Origin of the sequence: Rossellomorea oryzaecorticis, from assembly GCF_045897515.1 — a bacterium.
Classification (GTDB): Bacteria; Bacillota; Bacilli; order Bacillales; family Bacillaceae_B; genus Rossellomorea; species Rossellomorea enclensis.
In genome coordinates, this window is sequence record NZ_JBJOSA010000011.1 from 74,204 (window position 1) to 95,135 (window position 20,932).

Here is a 20,932-nt window from a genome sequence, read left to right on the forward strand (position 1 = left end):
ATGGAACACGGAGAAAAACAAATTACAGTAGTGGACGAACAAGGAAATGAACAGCTTTGTGAGGTCCTATTCACATTTGAGTCAGACAAATTCAACAAGTCATATGTTCTGTATTACCCGCTTGGAGCAGACGAAAATGACGAAGAAGAAATCGAAATTCATGCTTCAGCTTTCGTACCAGGCGATGAAGGTGAAGAAGGCGAATTGAAGCCGATCGAAACTGAAGAAGAGTGGGACATGATCGAAGAAATGCTGAATACCTTCCTGGATGAAGAAGAAGGCGAATAGCCCCTGCTTTGTTGCCAGGTTATAGTGGACAGGGACCGGTGAAAGGATAATTTTTATCCTTTTTGCCGGTCCCTGTTTCACTTTGTGCAAAATATTGTATAATAGGGGAGATGATGTCGAAAACACTATCACGGATATCCCGCTTTTTTGCTCGAAAGGGGGAATGGAAAAATGAAAGATAAAAATAAAATAAAAGAAACGCTTACTAAAAAACTATTGGAAAGACAGGAAGAGGCTAAAGTCATCCGGAAAATCGTCGGACTTATCTTTATTTCGCTGATCATCATAATCGGGGGCACGGCTGTCGGCGGATACCTTTACGTGAATTCTGCCCTGAAACCGGTAGATCCGGATGATACAAAACCAGTGAATGTGGAGATCCCGATCGGATCGGGAGTCACTTCGATAGGAAAGATCCTTGAAGAAAAGGGCATTGTTAAGAATTCGACAGTCTTTAAATACTATGTGAAATTCAACAATGAGTCTGGATTTCAGGCAGGTTCCTATGATTTGACACCATCGATGACACTTAATGAAATCGTCAACAGCTTAAAGACCGGAAAGGTCATGAGGAAAGCTGAATTTAAAATAACCATACCTGAAGGACTTCAACTGGATCAGATCGCAGAAATCATAGCAGATCATTCTCCGTATAAAAAAGAAGAAGTCGAGAAGAAATTGAATGATAAGAAATGGCTCGAGCAACTAAAAAAGGAATATCCGAACCTGGTTACAGACGAAATAGATAATAAAGAAATCAAGAGGCCGCTCGAAGGGTATCTTTATCCCGCTACGTATTCCTTCTATGAAAAGAAGCCTCCTCTGGAAGACATACTAAAGGAAATGCTCGATCAAACGGATGAAGTGCTGGCGCAGTATCGTGACTCCATTACCGAAAGGGAGTATACGGCGCATCAATTATTAACAATGGCCTCCCTGATTGAAGAAGAGGCGACCGAGAAAGCAGACAGAGGAAAAATTTCAAGTGTCTTCTATAACCGTATAGAGGAAGAAATGCCGCTGCAAACCGATCCAACCGTCCTTTATGCACTTGGTGAGCATAAACCACGTACAAATTACGATGATTTGAAAGTGGATTCTCCTTATAACACCTATAAAGTGAAAGGACTTCCGCCAGGACCGATTGCGAATGCCGGTCTTTCCTCAATTGAAGCTGCCCTGCAGCCTGAGGATACCAATTATTATTATTTCCTCGCTTCTGCAAACGGATCTGTATACTATTCAGAAACACTTGAAGAACACAATGAAAAGAAAGCAAAATATATCACGAATAAATCCGAATGACACTCCCTGCAATGCATGGTGTGAATAACGTTCGGCTTAGGGAGAAGAGGAAAGAAACATTCGCTTTCCTCTTCTTCCTGTGTTAAAATAGTACAAGTTATTTTTCATAAAGATGCGTTATCTCCTGTGGATAATGATTGAAGTAGAAAGCTCAGAGAAGCTTTCTTCTTTTCATGTTGTGCAGGAGAGGTACAGCAGTTTAATAGGCGAGGATCGTGAAATCATATGATGGACGAAAAGGTTATTAACTATATAGAATCTATTACCCCGAAACGTTCTCCCCTCCTGGAGGAAATGGAACAATATGCTGAAGAACACCATGTACCTATCATGGAACTCGTTGGTATTGAAGCGCTCCTTGGTATACTGTCCATTCAGAAACCGGCCCGGATCCTGGAAATCGGTACGGCCATCGGATACTCGGCATTAAGGATGGCCGAAGCCCTTCCGGAAACGGAAATAACGACAATTGAACGGGACGAAGAAAGGTACAATACCGCACAGGACTTCCTGGCACGTTCGAGCCATAAAGGCCGCATTCATACCCTTTTGGGCGATGCTCTTGAACTGCAGGCTGAAGTAGGGAAAAACGGTCCTTTTGACGCCATTTTCATTGATGCGGCAAAAGGCCAGTATCAGAAATTCTTCGACCTTTATGCAGCGATGCTTTCAGAAAACGGGATCGTTTATTCCGATAATGTCTTATTCAAGGGACTTGTAGCGGAAGATGAAGTCGAACAGAAAAGAATCAGGAATATGGTGAAGAAACTTCAGAAATATAATGCGTGGCTGATGAGCCACGACGAGTATGAAACATCCATCCTGCCGGTGGGGGATGGGATTGCCATCAGTAAAAAAAGAGGTGAACGGAAGTGAAGAAGCCGGAGTTGTTGGTTACACCGACATCCCTTTCAGATATCGAACCTTTAGCTCATGCAGGGGCTGATGCATTCGTTATCGGAGAACAAAAATACGGGCTGCGACTTGCAGGGGAATTTACACAAGAAGAAGTAAAGGCGGCCTTAGATACCGCCCACGGCCTGGGCAAGAAGGTATACGTCGCGATGAATGCGATTTTCCATAATGATAAGGTCGCTGACCTTGAAGAGTACATTTCATTCTTGAAGGATGCGGGGGCAGATGCAGTCCTTTTCGGAGACCCTGCCGTTTTGATGGCAGCACGAACTGCGGCACCCGATATGAAGCTTCACTGGAACACGGAAACAACAGCAACAAACTGGTATACATGCAATTACTGGGGGAGAAAAGGTGCTGCGCGTGCGGTGCTTGCCCGTGAACTCAGCATGGATTCCATTGTGGAAATCAAGGAAAATGCGGAAGTGGAAATCGAGGTCCAGGTCCATGGCATGACATGCATGTTTCAGTCTAAACGGTCCCTCCTCGGCAACTATTTTGAATATCAAGGTAAAGTGATGGAAGTGGAGAACCGCAGGCAGCAGAAGAATATGTTTCTTCATGATCAGGAACGTCACAATAAATATCCTATATTCGAAGATGAGAACGGCACTCATATCATGAGCCCAAATGACATGTGCATCATAGATGAGCTCGGGGAGATGATAGAAGCGGGTGTCGATTCTTTCAAGATTGACGGTGTATTGAAATCCTCTCAATATCTTGTGCAAATCACAAAACTGTACAGAAAAGCGATTGATCTGTTTGTACAGGATGAAGATCTCTACGAGGAGCAGAAGGACGGGCTGTTAGAGGAAGCAAAACAGCTTCAGCCAGAAAACCGTCCCTTGGATACAGGATTTTTCTTTAAAGAAACGGTCTATTAATCAGACATTTGAAAGATGGAAAGAACGGAGGAGTTACGTTGACCATGGTTGTAAAAGAACCAATCTCTAACGTTGTTGACGGTAAACGTGTTATCGTGAAGAAACCGGAGTTATTGGCTCCTGCAGGTAATCTTGAAAAATTGAAAATTGCCGTGCATTATGGCGCGGATGCAGTTTATATCGGCGGTCAGGAGTTCGGTCTCCGCTCGAATGCAGGAAATTTCACATTGGAAGAAATGAAAGAGGGCGTGGAGTTTGCCAAAAAGTATGATGCAAAGATCTATGTAACGACAAATATCTTCGCTCATAATGAAAATATGGATGGCCTTGAAGAATATTTGATGGGCCTCCAGGAAGCAGGGGTTGCCGGTATTATCGTCGCAGATCCACTTATCATCGAGACCTGCAGGCGTGTGGCCCCGAAAGTCGAAGTCCATTTAAGCACCCAGCAAAGTTTGTCGAACTGGAAAGCAGTGCAGTTCTGGAAAGAAGAAGGACTTGACCGCGTTGTATTGGCGCGTGAAACAAGTGGTGAAGAAATCCGTGAGATGAAGGAAAAAGTGGATATCGAAATCGAGACTTTCATCCATGGAGCCATGTGCATTGCCTATTCAGGCCGCTGTACATTGAGCAATCATATGACAGCGCGTGATTCAAACAGGGGTGGGTGCTGTCAATCCTGCCGGTGGGATTATGATCTCTATCAGCTTGAAGGCAGTGATGAACAAGCTTTATTCAGTGAAAACGATGCTCCTTTCGCCATGAGTCCAAAAGATCTGAAGCTCGTTGAATCCATTCCAAGAATGATAGAACTCGGAATCGACAGTCTTAAAATCGAGGGGCGCATGAAATCGATCCATTATGTTGCAACAGTGGTGAGCGTCTATCGCAAGGTCATCGATGAATACTGTAAAGATCCGGACAACTTCAAAATCAGGAAAGAATGGCTTGAAGAACTCGAAAAATGCGCCAACCGGGAAGCAGCCCCTGCTTTCTTCGAGGGCGTCCCTGGGTTCAAAGAGCAGATGTTCGGAGTTCATGATAAAAAGAATACGAATTTTGAATTCGTCGGACTGGTGCTTGATTACGATGAGGATACAGGAATCGTCACTCTGCAGCAGAGGAATCATTTTAAATCCGGACAGGAAGTGGAGTTTTTCGGGCCTGAGATTTCCAATTTCACTCAAGTGATCGGACAGATGTGGGATGAAAAAGGAAATGAGATGGACGTTGCACGCCATCCGCTTCAAATTGTGAAGTTCAAAGTTGATCAGAGAGTTTACGCTGACAACATGATGCGAAAGGAGAACAAATAATTATTATGAAACATAAACCCGTTGTTATTGGTGTGGCAGGAGGTTCGGGGTCTGGAAAGACAAGTGTGACAAAAGCCATTTATGAGCAGTTCCAGGGACACTCGATTTTAATGCTGCAACAGGATTATTATTATAAAGATCAATCCCACCTGCCTTTCGAAGAGCGGTTGAAGACCAATTATGATCATCCCCTTGCATTCGATAATGATCTTCTTATTGAGCATTTAAATGAACTTCTCAACCACCAGACCGTCGAGAAGCCGGTGTATGACTATAAAATGCACACCAGGTCAGATGAGACCATAACGGTTGAATCGAAGGATGTCATCATTTTAGAAGGAATTTTAGTATTAGAAGATGAAAGATTGCGCAACTTAATGGATATCAAGCTTTATGTCGATACGGATGCCGATCTCCGCATCATCAGAAGGATGCTGCGAGACATTAAAGAAAGAGGCCGTTCAATCGATTCAGTGATCGATCAATACATCACGGTGGTGCGCCCGATGCATAACCAATTCATCGAACCGACTAAACGTTATGCAGATGTCATCATCCCTGAGGGCGGTCATAATCACGTGGCAATCGATTTAATGGTAACAAAAATTCAAACAATTCTTGAACAAAAGTCATTTTTGTAATACGATAACATAGATAAACATATATAGGTTTAATTCCCAAAATGTAAAGGTGCCGGGGAATGAAGGTGAAGTACCAGTCCCTTCATTCCCTGCCTTTACATTTTCAAGACATCATGAAGCACTACATACTAAAGCCTGGGAAGCTTTAAGACAGTTAAGGAGTGAAGAGGGTCATGAGTACAGAAAAAGTATACCCGATGACATTAGAGGGTAAAGAAAAATTAGAGAAAGAATTAGAAAATCTTAAAACGGTAAAACGTAAGGAAGTAGTGGAGCGCATCAAAATCGCCAGAAGTTTCGGTGACCTTTCCGAGAACTCAGAGTATGATGCAGCGAAAGACGAGCAGGCATTCGTGGAAGGCCGTATCTCAACGCTCGAAAACATGATCAGGAACGCCAAGATCATCCAGGAAGATGACATGAATTCAGATACAGTCCAGTTGGGTAAGAAAGTCACGTTCGTTGAATTGCCTGACGGTGACGAAGAAACATACACAATCGTCGGAAGTGCGGAAGCAGATCCATTCGAAGGGAAAATCTCCAATGATTCCCCTATCGCGAAAAGCCTTCTTGGCCACAAAGTAGGCGAAAAAGTGTCCGTTCAGACTCCTGGCGGGGAAATGAGCGTCAAGATTGTGGAAGTAAGCTGATTGATTTTGAATGAGGAAGAAACTCTTACAGGGTTTCTTTCTTTTTTTTGCAGAGTTATCTAATGTTTGTTGTAATGAAACTCTTAGTGGATAAATCAGCTGCATCATTCGAAAAATGCTGGAAATAGAAGCAATATTAAAGGAATCTATACAAGTTGGTGCATATTTTCAGGGTTTGTAAGTTTTTCGTCTCTTTATCCATCCTTTGCAAGGTGATAAATCTATTAGGAAGAGCAAATATGATCCTAATTCGGAGAATACGATCCTGATTCACAAAATACAGTCCTACATCAAAAAATACAATCCTAAATCAGAAAATACGATCCCAAATCCTGATTTATGATCTTATAATAATTATTCTAATTTAGGTTCCTACACTTAGGTCCCCACACCACCCCCAATCCTTCCTATCGGACTCCCGGATTCTAGTAGGTCCCATACTTATCCGCAACGGTTAGAACTTTAAAATCTCGTCAACAATGTAGACGAGGTGAAGACGGATGATACGAAAACGGATCAGATGGCTCAGCATCATGCTGCTTCTGGGGATTATACTGCTGTCTGCCAGATTGATGCAGCTCCAGTTATTCCAGACAGAGTCGTTCTCCAAGCACAAAATCAATCTGATTGAAGAGAGTGTGGCCCAGCGCACGCAGCAGCTCGTCATAGATGAAGGCAGAGGGCAGTTTCTTGACCGCAATGGGAAGCCGCTTACGTTCCAGGAGAAAAACGTGCTGGTCTTATTTCCATTTTTGAAAAGGATGGATTGGCCGGTTGAGGAAGTGGCGCGTATCATCCACGTGACTCCTGAAATCATTGAAACCAAAATTGAACAAGCTAAAGGACCGATTGTATTCGGTGGGAAAGAGGCGTTTCAGCTTTCTGAAGAACAGATGAATGAAATCAACGGGCTGAAGATACAAGGTGTATTTGCCGTTACGAGGAAATTCAAGAACGGAACGATTCCTGCATCTCAGCTGATTGGCATAACGGGTGAAAACACTGAGGAGTTTCATGAACGTTATCCTGATAGAGTGAAAGGGATACACCAGAAGATAGGTGTGACAGGCATGCAGGAAATCTTTGATGAATGGCTGATTTCAGAAGAACAGTCAAAATTGATCTATCACGTTGATGCAAACGGGGGACCTTTATTCGGGGCAGATGTGAAGTATCTGGCTCCTGCCAATCCGTTTTATCCCCTCAATGTCAAAACGACCATCGACATGGACATTCAGCAAGCATTGGAAGAGGTGGCAGATCGGTACAAAATTGAAAAAGGCGGCCTGCTCCTGCTGGATATAGAAAATAGTCAGATACTTGCGGATGTTTCACGTCCGACTATGAAAAGCAGTGACCCCTTCAGCGGGGGAGCGGATAATTACATGCTGAAAGCACTGGCGCCGGGTTCCGTTTTTAAGACTGTCGTGGCTGCGGCTGCGATGGATGAAGGGATTGTCGATGAATCCCGGATGTTCAACTGTGATGAAGGTATCTATGGAGCCCCTGCTGAAAAGCCGCACGGCATGATTAATATTAAGTCGAGCATCGCTGTCAGTTGCAACAGGACTTTCGCCGACCTTGCCAAAGAACTTGTGGTAAAAGACCCGTACTCCCTTGAAGAATACGCAGGAAAGCTCGGTCTATTGGGGGACATCGCTTGGAAAGGGAATGTGTTCCATTATGAGGAATTCTCACAGCTGCCGGTAAGCAAAGGAAGGGTCTTTGTCTCAGATGATGAGCGCAAAGATCTGAATTACATCGCTCAAACCGGAATCGGGCAGCGGGAAGTAAGGGTGACTCCGCTCGGACTCGCCAATATGATGGCAACCATCGCAAGGGGAGGAGAAAAGTATATGGTCAATGCAGCGACGTCCATCGATTATCAAAACGGGACAAGCATGTTTTCTTTTCCACGAAAGAAGATGGAAGGAGAGAAGATCACTCCATTTACGGCCATGAAGCTTCAGCAGTATTTGCGTGGGGTCGTCAATTCGCCGGAAGGCACCGCCCCTTACCTGGACACCGCCCTTTACCCGATTGCCGGCAAAACCGGAACGGCCCAGACAGGGAAAGAGAGTGAAGGCAGGGAATTGTATAATAAATGGTTTGCAGGTTACTTTCCATTTGAAAATCCAAAATATGCGCTCGTCGCTGTCAATATGGATGTTCACATCGATGAAGGCGGCATCTACCCGATTTTCAAAGATAGTGTGGATGCTGTCCATAAACTCCGTGAATGAGTAAAACTTCCCGTTCCTAAGAGGTCATTTATCGCCGGAACTTAGAAAATGGTACTTAAGATGGTATATGTTTCGCTTTATTCTTCAGACTCTATCATGTTAAAATGTTTAGGATAATAGGAGGGAGTCTTATGGCGAAATATAATTCTCGGTTAGACCGACGCTCTAAAAATAAAACCAATACAGTCTTAAACATATCAATCGCTGTTGTTGTCCTCTTGATCGTCGTTGTAGGCGCGACGATTCTGACAGGTAACGATTCAGATAAAGATAAGGCATCGACAAGTGTTGAAAACAGCGGCGAAAACACCACTGAAAACAGTGCAGACAAAGATAATAAAGAGAAAAAAACGGGTCAAAAAAATGATGACGACTCAGTTTCCATGAATGAGGAATCAACCGAAACAGAAGATGATAAAGAAAAAGATAAAAATAAAGAAGAAGATAAAAACAAAGAAGAAGAAGAGAAAGAACAGGCATCAGGGGAGAAGAAATCTGTTGCCCTTGACGACAGTAATGCTCAGGTAGAAGAAGGCACCGAACCAAATGTGTCAAAAACGATTGTGCATCCTGATTGGGAGCCTGTCGGAACTGAGCAGTCAGGGGATCATGTGTCTTCATACGAGACGGGCAGTGTCGATTGGCAGGAAAAAGAGAAAGCTCTATCCTATGCAACCGGCATTCCTCAGGACAACATGACGGTATGGTTCATCGAAGGTAACGGCGGACCGCAAAAATCCATCGGTACCGTGACTGAAAAGGGCGGTGCCACGGCTTATCGCGTATACCTGCAGTGGGTAGACGGACAAGGATGGCAGCCGACAAAAGTTGAAGAACTGAAAGAAAACGATAAAGATTAAGCAGAAGAAAGCTCCGGGGAGTAATGCCCGGAGCTTTTTATTGTCCAGCTGCAGCGGCTAGGAGCTCGAGGTCATAAGCTAAACTTACCAAAAAGGCAAAGAACGCCTTTCCGGTAAGTTCATCTTATGCTTGTCGCTCCTGAGCGAGCCGCTTCCGCTTTTCTAATTGTCCAGCTGCGGCGGCTAGAGCCTCGAGGTCATAAGCTAACCTTACCAAAAAGGCAAAGTGCGCCTTTCCGGTAAGTTCATCTTATGCTTGTCGCTCCTGATCAAGCCGCCTCCGCTTTTCGATTGTCCAGTTGCGAGGCTTAGAGGCACATGTCATAAGCCAAACCGGCCAAGAAGGCAAAGAACGCCTTCCCGTCCGGTTTGTCTTATGATACCCGCCTCTGAGCAAAGCCCCTCCGCTTTTCTTATTTATTCACCTTGAAATGGACGGCGGCTGTGTAGTATCTTCTTCCATTTTCATCAATCGCGACTTGATGCTGAACGGAATGTACGCCGAGCATGATCGCTTTGTTGTGTTCGATTTGTTCTTCTATTTTTTTCTCGAGGATCTGTAATCGATCGGCTTCGAAGAACTCCACTTTATCTTGAATTAAATCGAATGAAATATTCATGGGTATTCCTCCTGTATCACGTCATTTTCAAACTGTTCCACTCCCATTTTAGAGTGCAATCGCTATTTTTACAATTTATAATTGTTGAATTTGTCATAGGTATATGATAATTTAATAACAGTTTTAAAAATAATTCATAGTATATTGATAGGAATTATAAACTTTATTTAAAACTGGGGTGCTTAGGATGGGAAGAGAGTTCTTGGATCTGTTCGGAGACTGGGCGGATTCATACGATGATGCGGTCGCAGGGAAAGATGCCGAGTACAAGGCAGTCTTTGAAAAATATGAGGAAATTCTCGAGGAAGTCGTATCTCTATCACAAGGCACGGTAGTCGAATTCGGGCCTGGTACAGGTAATCTGACAGAAAAGCTGGCTGAAGCGGGCTTGAACGTGATTCCGTTTGAACCTTCCCCTGAGATGAGACTGATCGGGCAGCAGAAGCTCGGGGAGAGAGTCCCGTTTTTAGACGGGGATTTCCTGGAATTCAAACTGGATGAAGGGGCGGACACGATTGTCAGCACATATGCTTTTCATCATTTGACCGACGAAGAAAAAGGAAAAGCCTTTAGCATTTATGGAAACTTGCTTGCACAAGGTGGTAAAATAGTATTTGCTGATACGATGTTTGAAACGAAGCAGCACTATCAGGCCGCCATAGATCAAGCTTTGGATAAAGGCTTTCTGAATCTTGCAGAAGATTTGAAACGGGAATATTATACAACGCTCGATGTCCTGGAAAGTTTATTGACTTCAAAGGGGTTTTCCGTTCATTTCCGGCAGATTAACAACTTTGTCTGGATCATGGAGGCGACTAAACAATAGAAAGAGGTTTTAATGTGAGAATCGCCATCATTGGAGCAATGGAAGAAGAAGTAGCTTTACTTAGAGAAAACATTACAAATCCGCAAACCGAAACGATTGCCGGGTGTGAATATACAAGCGGAACCATGAAAGGGAAAGAAGTAATCCTTCTCCGTTCAGGAATCGGAAAGGTAAACGCCGCAATGTCCACGGCTGTATTGCTGCAACACTTTAAACCGGACGCCATCATCAATACCGGGTCAGCTGGAGGATTCGATCCTTCACTGAATGTAGGTGATGTCGTCATTTCCACAGAAGTTCGCCATCACGATGTAGATGTTACTGCGTTCGGATACGAATACGGGCAGGTTCCACAGCTGCCGGCTGCATTCACTGCTGATGAAAAGCTGAAGAAAGCCGCAGTGGAAAGTGTGCGTGAACTGGGCGATGCCCAGGTCGTATCGGGCTTGATCGCAACAGGTGACTCATTCATGAATGATCCTGCACGCGTTGAAGCGATCCGTGATAAATTCACAGGCCTTCAGGCCGTTGAAATGGAAGCAGCTGCGATCGCACAGGTAGCCCATCAATTCGGGGTCCCGTTCGTGATCATCAGGTCTTTATCAGACATTGCAGGGAAGGAATCAGACGTCTCCTTCGAGCAGTACCTGGAGAAAGCAGCCCTGCACTCTGCCAAGATGGTAATGAACATAGTGGAATCCATATAAACATAGAGAAAAAAGCTGACCCGGGCACCCCACTTTCTCTTTCTTCTTCAGACAGCAGCCGTAATACTGCTGTGTGCTATGGAAGAATTGGAAGCAGCGGCTGCACAGGTCGGCTTTTTTCATTTTCGAATAAAGGGGGGATAGGTATGGATGTGTACAATGGTGTTCACGAGCTGATAGGAAATACCCCTATTATGGAGCTTACACATTTTTCTTTAAAGGACGGTGTCCGTCTATTTGCCAAATTGGAATTCTTCAATCCGGGCGGCAGTATCAAGGACCGTCTGGGGCTGGAATTACTAAGGGAAGCGGAGCAATCAGGGAAAATCAAGCCTGGAGGCACCTTCATTGAGCCGACAGCAGGGAATACAGGAATCGGGCTGGCGCTTGCGGCTGTGAATTCCGGATACAAAGCGGTTTTTTGCATCCCTGAAAAATTCAGCATCGAAAAGCAGGAGCTGATGAAAGCACTGGGAGCGAAAATCATCCATACACCGACTGAACTGGGTATGAAAGGTGCCATTCATAAAGCGAAGGAACTTACGAAAGAAATCGAGAACTCCTACTATCCAGGTCAATTTGAAAATGAAGCCAACCCTGCCACCTATTATAAAACATTGGGGCCGGAAGTCTGGAAACAGATGGACGGCAAGATCGATCATTTTGTTGCCGGTGCCGGCACGGGCGGGACATTCATGGGGACTTCACGGTACTTAAAGGAAATGAACCCGGAAATCAGGACGGTCATTGTGGAACCCGAAGGATCGATTCTGAATGGTGGAACCTCCGGACCGCATAAAACCGAAGGGATCGGAATGGAATTCCTTCCGGCTTATATGGATGCTTCATACTTTGACGGGATCCATACCGTCACAGATGAGGACGCATTCAGAAGGGTGAAGGAATTGGCAGAACGGGAAGGCCTTCTGGCAGGAAGTTCCTCGGGTGCAGCACTTCACGCGGCCCTGATTGAAGCAGAAAGTGCAAAGCCAGGAAGCCATATCTTAACGATCTTCCCGGACTCAAGTGAACGCTACTTAAGCAAGAAAATATATGAAGGAGGAATCTGATCATGAAAAAGAAAACACAGCTGATTCATGGTGGAGTTGGACTCGATCCGCAGACAGGGGCCGTTTCCACACCGATTTATCAAGTAAGCACCTACAAGCAGGATGAAGTGGGTAAACATAAAGGTTTTGAATACTCCCGTTCCGGTAACCCGACAAGGCATGCCCTCGAAGAACTCATCAAGGATCTCGAAGGCGGGAAGAGAGGGTTTGCATTCGGTTCTGGTATGGCTGCCATAACGGCCGTGATGATGATGTTTGACAGCGGAGATCATGTCGTGCTGACAGATGATGTGTACGGCGGAACATATAGGGTCATGACGAAAGTGCTGAACCGCCTTGGCATCGAGTCAACATTCGTCGATTCAAGTGATCTCAAAAATATCGAGAAGGCAATCCAGCACAATACAAAGGCGGTTTATATTGAAACTCCTACAAACCCTCTATTGAAAATAACCGACATTGAAGCGGCTGCCAACCTTGCGAAGGAACATAACCTATTGACGATTGTTGATAATACGTTCAGTACACCATATTGGCAGAACCCGTTAAGCCTCGGAGCTGATATTGTACTCCACAGTGCGACCAAATACATCGGGGGTCACAGTGATGTAGTCGCAGGGCTTGTCGTCGTAAATTCTGAAGAACTCGCAGAAGACCTGTTCTTTGTCCAGAACTCCACAGGCGGCGTATTGGGGCCGCAGGATTCATGGCTCCTCATCAGAGGGATCAAAACGCTCGGACTCAGAATGGAAGAACATGAAGAAAATACGAAGAAAATCGTTGAGTACCTTACACAGCATCCGAAGGTTTCAAAGGTTTATTATCCTGGTCTTGAAACCCATCCGCATCATGATATCGCGAAAAAGCAGGCTTCAGGCTTTGGCGGAATGGTATCTTTCGATGTGGGAAGTGAAGAAAATGCCGACCGTCTATTGACCAATACTAAATATTTCACCTTGGCTGAAAGCCTGGGAGCGGTGGAAAGCTTGATTTCCGTTCCGGCCCGCATGACACATGCCTCCATCCCTAAGGAGCGCCGCAGCGAGCTGGGAATTACCGACGGGCTTGTAAGGATCTCGGTTGGGTTAGAGGATGCAGAAGACCTGATTGAAGATCTTGAAAGAGCTTTATCGCGCTAAATCCCCATTGGAAGAACTGGTATCAATTACATGGCAGGCTGTCTGTCTGCATATGTTACCATAGAATGAGAGATTACTAGTTCAAAAGTAGGTGATTGCGAAATGAAGCACACACTAAATAAGAAGAAACTGCAAGATAAAATGAATGACTTCAAGCGGTATGGATTCACACTGCTCGCACTGAGTGTATTCATGTATCTCGGTGTGGTGATTCCCTCAGAAACCGTGACGGAAATCAAAACGATGATCCTGATGTCAGGCACCATCGTATTACTTGGACTGTCACTTATCTTCTTTGCCAAAGCGATAAAATATAAAAAAGATCTGCAGTCTGTGGATGAATAAGAAAAGCGGAAGCGCTTTGTTTAGCACCGACAAGCGTTGGAGGGCCGTCCTGTGAAGTCGTTCTTTGACTTCATTGGGCGGACTGAACGTCTCGATTGGCTAAGCGATGGTGCTGGACAAAAAAATGGACCCTTCTAAGGGTTCATTTTTTTGTATCACCCATTCTTATTAAAAATAGAGCATCTGCCGCCTCGCATATGAAGCAAGGGAATAGTATGATAGAGCATGCTGCATCAATCGAAATTTGTTGAAAAGAAAATGTTTACAATTCATGGAGAATTGGATATACTAACCAATGTAAGAAAAAAACACTAAAGGAGGTCGAAGGAAATGATCATTGCTGCAAAGAAATTTAAAACAACAGAATATCGTTTAAACCATTCGACCGCTTGTGGGATGAATTTCATTTAATTCTGGATTATAATTTAAATGAAGCCGCGGGGAGAATGCACTTTCCTGCGGCTTTTTTGTGCCGTGCGGGGAAAGGAAGCTCTGTGCGGTTTTTTACTGCCTGAAAAAGGCTTTGAAAGGGGTGATAAGTATGACACTGAATCTTTTATTCATGACGGTTACGTTTAAAAAGAAACAAGAATCGTTCGAGGAAGCAGAACATAACTGCAACGTGATGAAGCATTACGAACAAACAAAAACAAAGCAGCAATTTACAACACACATCTATTAATGCTCGGGATTGAAAGCAAATAAGGAGAGGAGAATGAAATATGATGAACATTCAGGAGAAGAGAAGAAATGCGCTATGGGTAGAGAAGGATTCTGCCTAGATATACGAAAGAGGGTGGAAGAATTGTTTCTGAATATTTTAGTCTGGACAGCTGTCTTTCATAAAAAAATAAAAAGAAACGACAGATGATCAAAATGGGCTGGGACAATAGTGATATAATCTAAGTAACCCGAATTAATCTGCATTAGATGAGGCAGATTAGTTCGGGTTTTGTAATTTATTCATTGTACACTTAGGGTTTAGCTCATTCAGCGGATGATTAGAGTGCAAGACGAAGACTCCTGCGGGGAGAGTAGCCTATGTGAGACTTGTCCAGCTGCGGGGCTTAGAGGCACATGTCATAAGTCAAATCGTCCAAGAAGGCAAAGAGCCCCTTCGTGGACAATTCGCCTTATGCCAACCGCCTCTCTTCAAAGCCCCTCCGCTTTTCTTTCCGCAGGCTTGCCGAGGAGGCTCACGGGCTACCCGCGGAAAGCGAAGTCTTGCACGGAAATCAATAGCGTTGTTTATAATTCACTCTAAAATGTTTGTCTTTAGACATTGAATTTTAAGTTTTGTCCTAACCTCTTATTGAATGGTAACACCGATTGTTCAAGGCGACTGGAGCCGGTCACAATTCTGTCATGCATTAGTTAAAAGTTGTTCACGTTTGACCGGTGAAACGGTGGTTGAAAGTGATACATTAATAGTAAGAAGGAACGTTGATTCCTGACTCAAAAAAAGGAGTGATTATAATGTTTTCCATGATAATGGGTCTTGTCTTGACGTCTGTGATCGGGATGATCATTGCTGCTGAGGTAAGCGTAGATTAGATGACAGCATTGAATAGATAGTTAAAAAAGCGATTCTTACACGGATCGCTTTTTTAAACTCATAGCTAACTGATACCTACCGTTTTGCTTCTCCTTTCTAACAAAAGAGTATCCCTCCAAATACCGCCCATCTTACCAATTTTTTCACGTCGGCCTACAACGCGGAATCCATGCTTTTCATGCAATTTGATACTTGATACATTTTCAGGGAATATTCCAGCTTGCAGGGTCCAATACCCATTAGATTCACTGACTTTTATCAGAGCATCAAGTAGGAGGCTGCCTGTTCCTTTACCCTGATGTTGAGTCGAAACATAGACACTTACTTCAGCCACCCCGTTATAAACACATCTGCCGGAAACCGGGCTCAATGCAGCCCAGCCCAGTAAACAATCGGCTGTACGTGCCACAATCCTGCCCTCATTGGCGTGACCCTTGTGCCATTGTTCCCAAGAGGGGGCTTCTTTTTGAAATGTTGCATTCCCAGTAGCTATACCTTCTAAATAAATCTCTCTTACGACTGCCCAGTCTTCAGGTATCATTTCCTCAATGAATAATCTTTTCATTAGATATCCACACTCTCTATTAGAAGTTTTCATAAATTTTACTAAAATTTAAAATGAAAATTCAACTAAAAAATACTTGTAATCCATATATAAGTGAAATATTATATAAGCATAGAATAATATACTGATACTTAAGATAGTCTGGAGGTAAGCTGATGAAAGAATCCTCTGTTGAAATCGATAAAACCGCAGGAGTACTAAAATTATTAGGAGATAAAACCCGATTGACGATGGTGAAGATACTCGATACCAATGACTGCTGCGTATGTGAATTCGTGGAGATATTTAAGGCCAGTCAACCTGCCATAAGTCAACACGTACGGAAACTAAAGGACGTGGGGATTGTAAAAGAAAAACGCAGGGGTCAGTGGATTATCTACTCCCTGAATCGGGAGAGCGAATTCTTCCCCTTGATCCAAAGCCTTCTCAATCACCTTCCAAACCAAGACTTCAAATTGAAGGAATTGGAAGAGCAGGGCTTACGCATTTCTTGTGAATAATAGGAGGTAAAATATAATTATGATCATTTTAGCATCAGTGATTTTTTTCATCACCCTCGTCCTCGTCATCTGGCAGCCAAAAGGGCTTTCCATCGGATGGTCCGCTTGCGGCGGAGCTGTATTGGCGCTGATTGCAGGGGTCGTCGATTTCAATGATGTGGTGGACGTCACATCAATCGTTTGGAATGCGACACTGGCATTTATTGCAATCATTATCATTTCACTCATACTTGATGAAATTGGATTTTTTGAATGGGCTGCCCTGCATATGGCAAAGGCAGCGAAAGGGAACGGCGTGCGAATGTTCGTCTACGTTTCACTGTTGGGAGCGGTTGTGGCAGCTCTCTTTGCAAACGATGGAGCAGCTCTTATCCTGACACCAATCGTATTAGCCATGGTACGTAACCTGAACTTCAGTGAGAAACTCGTATTTCCGTTCATCATTGCCAGCGGCTTCATTGCTGATACGACATCCCTTCCGCTGGTCGTCAGTAATCTGGTGAACATCGTTTCCGCTGACTTTTTCGGCATCGGTTTTGTAGAGTTTGCTTCCCGGATGATTGTTCCGAACTTCTTTTCCTTAGGGGCAAGTATCCTGGTTCTTTATCTATTTTTCCGAAAAAGCATTCCAAAAAACTACGATGTTTCCCAGCTGAAAAAACCGGTTGAAGCGATCCGTGACAAGAAAATGTTCCGCCTTTCCTGGGTTGTTCTGGGCGTTTTATTGATTGGCTACTTTGCAAGTGAATTTATCGGTCTTCCGGTGTCCATCATTGCAGGGATTGTCGCTATTTTCTTCTTGGCAATGGCGAGAAGGAGTGCAGCTGTCAATACGAAGACCGTCATCAAAGGCGCTCCGTGGGCTATCGTGTTTTTCTCGATTGGAATGTACGTCGTCGTGTATGGCCTTCGTAATGTAGGGCTTACCAATGTGCTGGCAGATGTCATCCAGATGACTGCTGACCAAGGTTTATTCGCGGCTACAGTCGGAATGGGATTCATCGCGGCGATTCTGTCGTCCATTATGAACAATATGCCGACCGTCATGATTGATGCCCTTGCGATTGCGGATACTGATACTACCGGGGTTGTCCGTGAAGCGCTCATCTATGCGAATGTCATCGGATCCGATCTCGGACCGAAGATAACGCCAATCGGGTCACTCGCTACATTATTATGGCTCCACGTTCTTTCATTAAAAGGAGTGAAGATCTCCTGGGGGACGTATTTTAAAACCGGAATCATCTTGACCATCCCAACCCTGTTCATTACATTGGTCGGGCTCTATATATGGTTATTAATTATTTAACAAACATTAAAGGAGAGATTCAACATGTCAAAGAAAACCATCTATTTCCTATGCACAGGTAATTCTTGCAGAAGCCAAATGGCTGAAGGCTGGGCAAAAAAGCACTTAGGTGAAGAGTGGAACGTATACAGTGCCGGCATCGAGGCGCACGGATTGAATCCAAATGCAGTAAAGGCGATGAAAGAGGCGGATATCGATATCACAGATCAAACATCCGATATCATCGACCCGGAAATTTTAAATAATGCAGATTTAGTTGTTACTCTATGCGGGGACGCAGCAGACAAGTGTCCAATGACACCGCCGCATGTTAAAAGGGAACACTGGGGATTTGATGATCCGGCGAAAGCAGAAGGAACCGAAGAAGAGAAATGGGCATTCTTCCAGCGTGTACGTGATGAAATCGGTGAAAGAATCAGCCGTTTTGCTGAAACGGGCGAATAAAAGCCTTGCGTTATCAAAACTGCGAAACACTAATCTAAGTAAATTAAAAGGCAGCTGCTTTTTTTGCGCAGCTGCCTTTACTGTTCATTAGACTAAATAAAAGATGAATCCGGAGACGGTTGACATCGAGATTACCGATAGCACAAAGATGAAAACCAGCTCCTTCTTAAATATGGATTTGAGCAGGACCACTTCAGGAAGGCTTGCTCCTGCTGAACTGATCATCATTGCCATCACCGGCCCCAGGGCCATTCCTTTCAAGATCAAAATCTGTGATATGGGAATCATGCTGGATAGCCGTATATACAATGGAACTCCGATAATGGCTGCAATCGGAATCAACCACCAATGATCTCTTCCAAAGAAACCAGATATCCATTCAGTAGGGACCAGGCCATGGATGACTGCACCAACTGCAGCCCCGATGATAAGATAAGGATATACACTTCTTATTAATTGAAGGGTTTCTTTCATTGCTCCCTTCAAGGAAAATTTCTTTTCCTCCTCACTGTAGCCTGACATCATGACATTTTTGACGTATTTCTCAAATCCTAATGCTTCTAAAATAAGTCCAACGGTGATAGAGAAGAAGACAGTGACCAGTGTATAAATCAGTGTCACTTTCCATCCGAGAACCACTCCCATGATGGTGAGGATGGTTGGATCCAATACGGGGGAAGCGAATAAAAAGATCATGACAATTCCAAAAGGCATTTTCTTTTTCAGCATATTCACAACCACAGGAATGGTGGAACAGGAGCAAAATGGAGTAATGAAAGCAAAAACGATGGCAGCAGCTGCGCCCCATGCTTTATTCCTGCCAGATATCAGCTTCTCGATTTTTTCATAAGGGATGAATCCTTGCAATGCACTGATGGCAAATGAAATGAATACAAACAAAACCGTTAATTCAAGCGCAATCTCAAAAAAGCTTCTTAGTGTTTCTCCCCACATCTTAATTTTCCCCTTCCAATTAAATTAATCAAAATAAGTTGATGTATTAATCAAAAAAAATTGATATAAATCAGAAAAATTAGCATGTCGGCCTGAACAGACAACATAGCTCGGCGGATAAGAGATGATTAATCTCGCTTTGGTTCAAAGAGTAGTAACTCCATGTACCTCTGGTTTCTTTGGTGAGGATATTTGCATCGAGTAGAATTTTAAGATGATAGGAAAGTTTCGACTGGGCCATGTCCATAAGCGGAGCCAGGTCACAAACACACATTTCTCCTTTTTCGGTCAAGATGTTCATGATCTGAAGTCTTTTTTGATCCGCGATCGCTTTAAATTTTGCTTCGTACGTTTCAAACATCTTTAGCTTGGATATGTCTTGTAATGGTATTTCCTTCTTCATTGCCGGAACCTCATTTCTAATCAATTCTTCTTGATATACTCATCTTATATCCAATATTTTCATGTGTCAAGGAATTAATCAACATTTTTTGATTTATTCACATTACTTTATGTTGGACGAATTACAAAAGTGACTAAAACAATTTTTTTTGATTTAATAGTTGCATTTAAAAAATCGATAATATACTATTGTTATATATCAAATAAATTTGATATAAACAATAAATCAAAAATATTTGATTTAAATCGAATAAAGGAGTTGGGTGAAAATGAATTTTGTTAAAATCTTTTTAGGGGAAAAAGGTAAAGAATCCAAGCACTGCTGCAGCATAGAAATCAAAGAAGTGGAAACTGACCACAACGAAGAAAGCTGCTGTCCCACAGAAAATAATCCAGGCTGCTAGTGACCATTAAGCCATAAACAAAATTAAATGGATATCCGGCTGGTCCATAAGTAGATCAGTCGGAAAATCTGAATAGAAAAATCGCACGGATACCTCCGTGCGATTTTTCATTTTCCCCTCTTTTCTTTCTCTTCCCTGTAAAATTCGTGGAACATTTTCATTAGTGCACGCTTCTCAATCCTTGAAACATAGCTTCTCGAAATGCCCAATTCCTTTGCAATTTCCCTTTGGGTCTTTTCTTCTTTCAAGTCCAAACCGAAGCGGCCGACGATGACTTCCTTCTCCCGTTCATCCAGCACACAGATATATTTACGCACTTTCTCAAGTTCCATGCTTAATTGAATGGTATCAATCACATCATCTGTCTCTGATTTTAAAATATCGATCAGGCTTATTTCGTTTCCTTCTTTATCCTGTCCTATCGGATCATGCAAGGAAACGTCTTTTTTTGTTTTCTTAAGCGCCCGAAGATGCATGAGGATTTCATTTTCGATACACCTCGCCGCATAGGTTGCGAGCTTTGTACCTTTCCCTTCAGAGTAACTTTCGATTGCCTTAATCAAACCAATGGTCCCAATGGAAATTAAATCTTCTGGGTCTTCGCCTGTATTTTCAAATTTTTTGACGATATGTGCGACCAAACGTAAATTATGCTCGATCAGCATGTTTCGTGCGTGGTCATCTCCTTCAGCCATCTTGCGCAAATACTTCTTTTCATCCGCTGAAGATAAGGGCTGAGGAAATGCATTGTTTTTTACATAAGAAACGAGAAATATCAGTTCCTTGAAAAAATACCCCAGTGCTGTTAGAACGCCAGACATATTTACACCTCCATGAAGGACTTATATAGAAGCATATGAAACAGAAAGCGCCACCTTGCACGTCCCTGAAAAGTATACAGGCTGTCGGCCAAATTATGAGGGTATTTGCCCATACCGGAGTGGTCTTGGACTCATATAATAATCACAGTAAGTATGTAAGGAGGTA

The 20,932-nt window shown here is 43.5% G+C and carries 25 protein-coding genes; 20 read left to right on the forward strand and 5 right to left on the reverse strand.

Annotation, left to right across the window (positions count from 1 at the left end; all coding sequences use genetic code 11):
* The 9 genes from ACKA06_RS13705 to ACKA06_RS13745 all read left to right on the forward strand — a co-directional run bounded on the left by ACKA06_RS13705 (position 1) and on the right by ACKA06_RS13745 (position 9,105).
* A complete protein-coding gene (locus ACKA06_RS13705; RefSeq protein WP_032087548.1) occupies positions 1–288 on the forward strand; it encodes a DUF1292 domain-containing protein in 288 nt (95 codons plus the stop codon).
* Positions 289–459: 171 nt separating this feature from the next.
* Positions 460–1,593 (forward strand): endolytic transglycosylase MltG, encoded by a 1,134-nt coding sequence (gene mltG, locus ACKA06_RS13710; protein WP_032087549.1) that lies wholly within the window; start codon positions 460–462, stop codon positions 1,591–1,593.
* Positions 1,594–1,818: 225 nt separating this feature from the next.
* Complete coding sequence (locus ACKA06_RS13715) at positions 1,819–2,469, forward strand: O-methyltransferase (protein ID WP_214871876.1); 651 nt, start codon at positions 1,819–1,821, stop codon at positions 2,467–2,469.
* A complete protein-coding gene (locus ACKA06_RS13720) occupies positions 2,466–3,395 on the forward strand; it encodes a peptidase U32 family protein (protein ID WP_058297843.1) in 930 nt (309 codons plus the stop codon). The genes ACKA06_RS13715 and ACKA06_RS13720 overlap by 4 nt, the downstream gene beginning before the upstream one ends.
* A gap of 44 nt (positions 3,396–3,439) precedes the next feature.
* A complete protein-coding gene (locus tag ACKA06_RS13725; RefSeq protein WP_058297842.1) occupies positions 3,440–4,711 on the forward strand; it encodes a peptidase U32 family protein in 1,272 nt (423 codons plus the stop codon).
* Between the two features lie 5 nt (positions 4,712–4,716).
* Positions 4,717–5,352: a uridine kinase gene (gene udk, locus ACKA06_RS13730; RefSeq protein ID WP_032087553.1), complete on the forward strand. Its 636-nt coding sequence runs from the start codon at positions 4,717–4,719 to the stop codon at positions 5,350–5,352.
* A gap of 173 nt (positions 5,353–5,525) precedes the next feature.
* Positions 5,526–6,002, forward strand: coding sequence for a transcription elongation factor GreA (gene greA, locus ACKA06_RS13735; protein WP_032087554.1), 477 nt, complete (start codon positions 5,526–5,528; stop codon positions 6,000–6,002).
* A gap of 500 nt (positions 6,003–6,502) precedes the next feature.
* Positions 6,503–8,245, forward strand: a complete 1,743-nt coding sequence (locus tag ACKA06_RS13740) for a peptidoglycan D,D-transpeptidase FtsI family protein (protein ID WP_411159907.1) — start codon at positions 6,503–6,505, stop codon at positions 8,243–8,245.
* Between the two features lie 131 nt (positions 8,246–8,376).
* Entirely contained in the window at positions 8,377–9,105 is a 729-nt protein-coding gene (locus ACKA06_RS13745; protein ID WP_411159908.1) for a YrrS family protein, read from the forward strand.
* A gap of 413 nt (positions 9,106–9,518) precedes the next feature.
* On the opposite strand, the gene ACKA06_RS13750 is transcribed toward ACKA06_RS13745, so the two are convergent.
* A complete protein-coding gene (locus ACKA06_RS13750) occupies positions 9,519–9,725 on the reverse strand; it encodes a DUF2536 family protein (RefSeq protein WP_032087557.1) in 207 nt (68 codons plus the stop codon).
* A 187-nt stretch (positions 9,726–9,912) separates the two neighbouring features.
* Between ACKA06_RS13750 and ACKA06_RS13755 the strand changes: the two genes are divergently transcribed.
* From ACKA06_RS13755 to ACKA06_RS13785, 7 genes are all read left to right on the forward strand, one after another.
* The gene (locus ACKA06_RS13755) at positions 9,913–10,551 is read left to right on the forward strand and encodes a class I SAM-dependent DNA methyltransferase (RefSeq protein WP_411159909.1); all 639 of its coding nucleotides are present in this window, start codon (positions 9,913–9,915) and stop codon (positions 10,549–10,551) included.
* 14 nt (positions 10,552–10,565) lie between these two features.
* Complete coding sequence (gene mtnN, locus ACKA06_RS13760) at positions 10,566–11,258, forward strand: 5'-methylthioadenosine/S-adenosylhomocysteine nucleosidase (protein WP_032087559.1); 693 nt, start codon at positions 10,566–10,568, stop codon at positions 11,256–11,258.
* Positions 11,259–11,404: 146 nt separating this feature from the next.
* Complete coding sequence (locus ACKA06_RS13765; RefSeq protein WP_032087560.1) at positions 11,405–12,328, forward strand: PLP-dependent cysteine synthase family protein; 924 nt, start codon at positions 11,405–11,407, stop codon at positions 12,326–12,328.
* 2 nt (positions 12,329–12,330) lie between these two features.
* Entirely contained in the window at positions 12,331–13,467 is a 1,137-nt protein-coding gene (locus ACKA06_RS13770) for a bifunctional cystathionine gamma-lyase/homocysteine desulfhydrase (protein ID WP_411159910.1), read from the forward strand.
* Positions 13,468–13,569: 102 nt separating this feature from the next.
* Positions 13,570–13,812: a YrhC family protein gene (locus ACKA06_RS13775; protein WP_411159911.1), complete on the forward strand. Its 243-nt coding sequence runs from the start codon at positions 13,570–13,572 to the stop codon at positions 13,810–13,812.
* Between the two features lie 541 nt (positions 13,813–14,353).
* Entirely contained in the window at positions 14,354–14,494 is a 141-nt protein-coding gene (locus ACKA06_RS13780; protein ID WP_081941084.1) for a YrzI family small protein, read from the forward strand.
* A gap of 33 nt (positions 14,495–14,527) precedes the next feature.
* Positions 14,528–14,683 carry a hypothetical protein gene (locus ACKA06_RS13785; RefSeq protein WP_411159912.1) on the forward strand — a complete coding sequence of 52 codons (156 nt, stop codon included), beginning with the start codon at positions 14,528–14,530 and terminating at the stop codon, positions 14,681–14,683.
* 748 nt (positions 14,684–15,431) lie between these two features.
* Here ACKA06_RS13785 and ACKA06_RS13790 read toward each other — a convergent pair.
* Complete coding sequence (locus tag ACKA06_RS13790) at positions 15,432–15,932, reverse strand: GNAT family N-acetyltransferase (protein WP_411159913.1); 501 nt, start codon at positions 15,930–15,932, stop codon at positions 15,432–15,434.
* A gap of 155 nt (positions 15,933–16,087) precedes the next feature.
* On the opposite strand from ACKA06_RS13790, the gene ACKA06_RS13795 reads away from it, so the two are divergent.
* The 3 genes from ACKA06_RS13795 to arsC are packed head-to-tail and all read left to right on the forward strand — an operon-like array spanning position 16,088 to position 18,185.
* Positions 16,088–16,432, forward strand: coding sequence for an ArsR/SmtB family transcription factor (locus ACKA06_RS13795; protein WP_032087563.1), 345 nt, complete (start codon positions 16,088–16,090; stop codon positions 16,430–16,432).
* A gap of 13 nt (positions 16,433–16,445) precedes the next feature.
* Positions 16,446–17,741, forward strand: coding sequence for an arsenic transporter (locus ACKA06_RS13800; protein WP_411159925.1), 1,296 nt, complete (start codon positions 16,446–16,448; stop codon positions 17,739–17,741).
* Positions 17,742–17,765: 24 nt separating this feature from the next.
* Entirely contained in the window at positions 17,766–18,185 is a 420-nt protein-coding gene (arsC, locus tag ACKA06_RS13805) for an arsenate reductase (thioredoxin) (protein ID WP_198258696.1), read from the forward strand.
* Positions 18,186–18,272: 87 nt separating this feature from the next.
* On the opposite strand, the gene ACKA06_RS13810 is transcribed toward arsC, so the two are convergent.
* Together ACKA06_RS13810 and ACKA06_RS13815 are read right to left on the reverse strand one after the other, a co-directional pair.
* Entirely contained in the window at positions 18,273–19,139 is an 867-nt protein-coding gene (locus tag ACKA06_RS13810) for a permease (RefSeq protein ID WP_411159914.1), read from the reverse strand.
* 79 nt (positions 19,140–19,218) lie between these two features.
* Positions 19,219–19,542, reverse strand: a complete 324-nt coding sequence (locus tag ACKA06_RS13815; RefSeq protein ID WP_032087567.1) for an ArsR/SmtB family transcription factor — start codon at positions 19,540–19,542, stop codon at positions 19,219–19,221.
* Between the two features lie 268 nt (positions 19,543–19,810).
* Here ACKA06_RS13815 and ACKA06_RS13820 point away from each other — a divergent pair, with 268 nt between their 5' ends.
* Positions 19,811–19,945, forward strand: coding sequence for a hypothetical protein (locus tag ACKA06_RS13820; protein WP_318293555.1), 135 nt, complete (start codon positions 19,811–19,813; stop codon positions 19,943–19,945).
* Positions 19,946–20,052: 107 nt separating this feature from the next.
* On the opposite strand, the gene sigK is transcribed toward ACKA06_RS13820, so the two are convergent.
* Positions 20,053–20,766 (reverse strand): RNA polymerase sporulation sigma factor SigK, encoded by a 714-nt coding sequence (gene sigK, locus ACKA06_RS13825; RefSeq protein WP_032087568.1) that lies wholly within the window; start codon positions 20,764–20,766, stop codon positions 20,053–20,055.
* Positions 20,767–20,932: the final 166 nt, after the last annotated feature.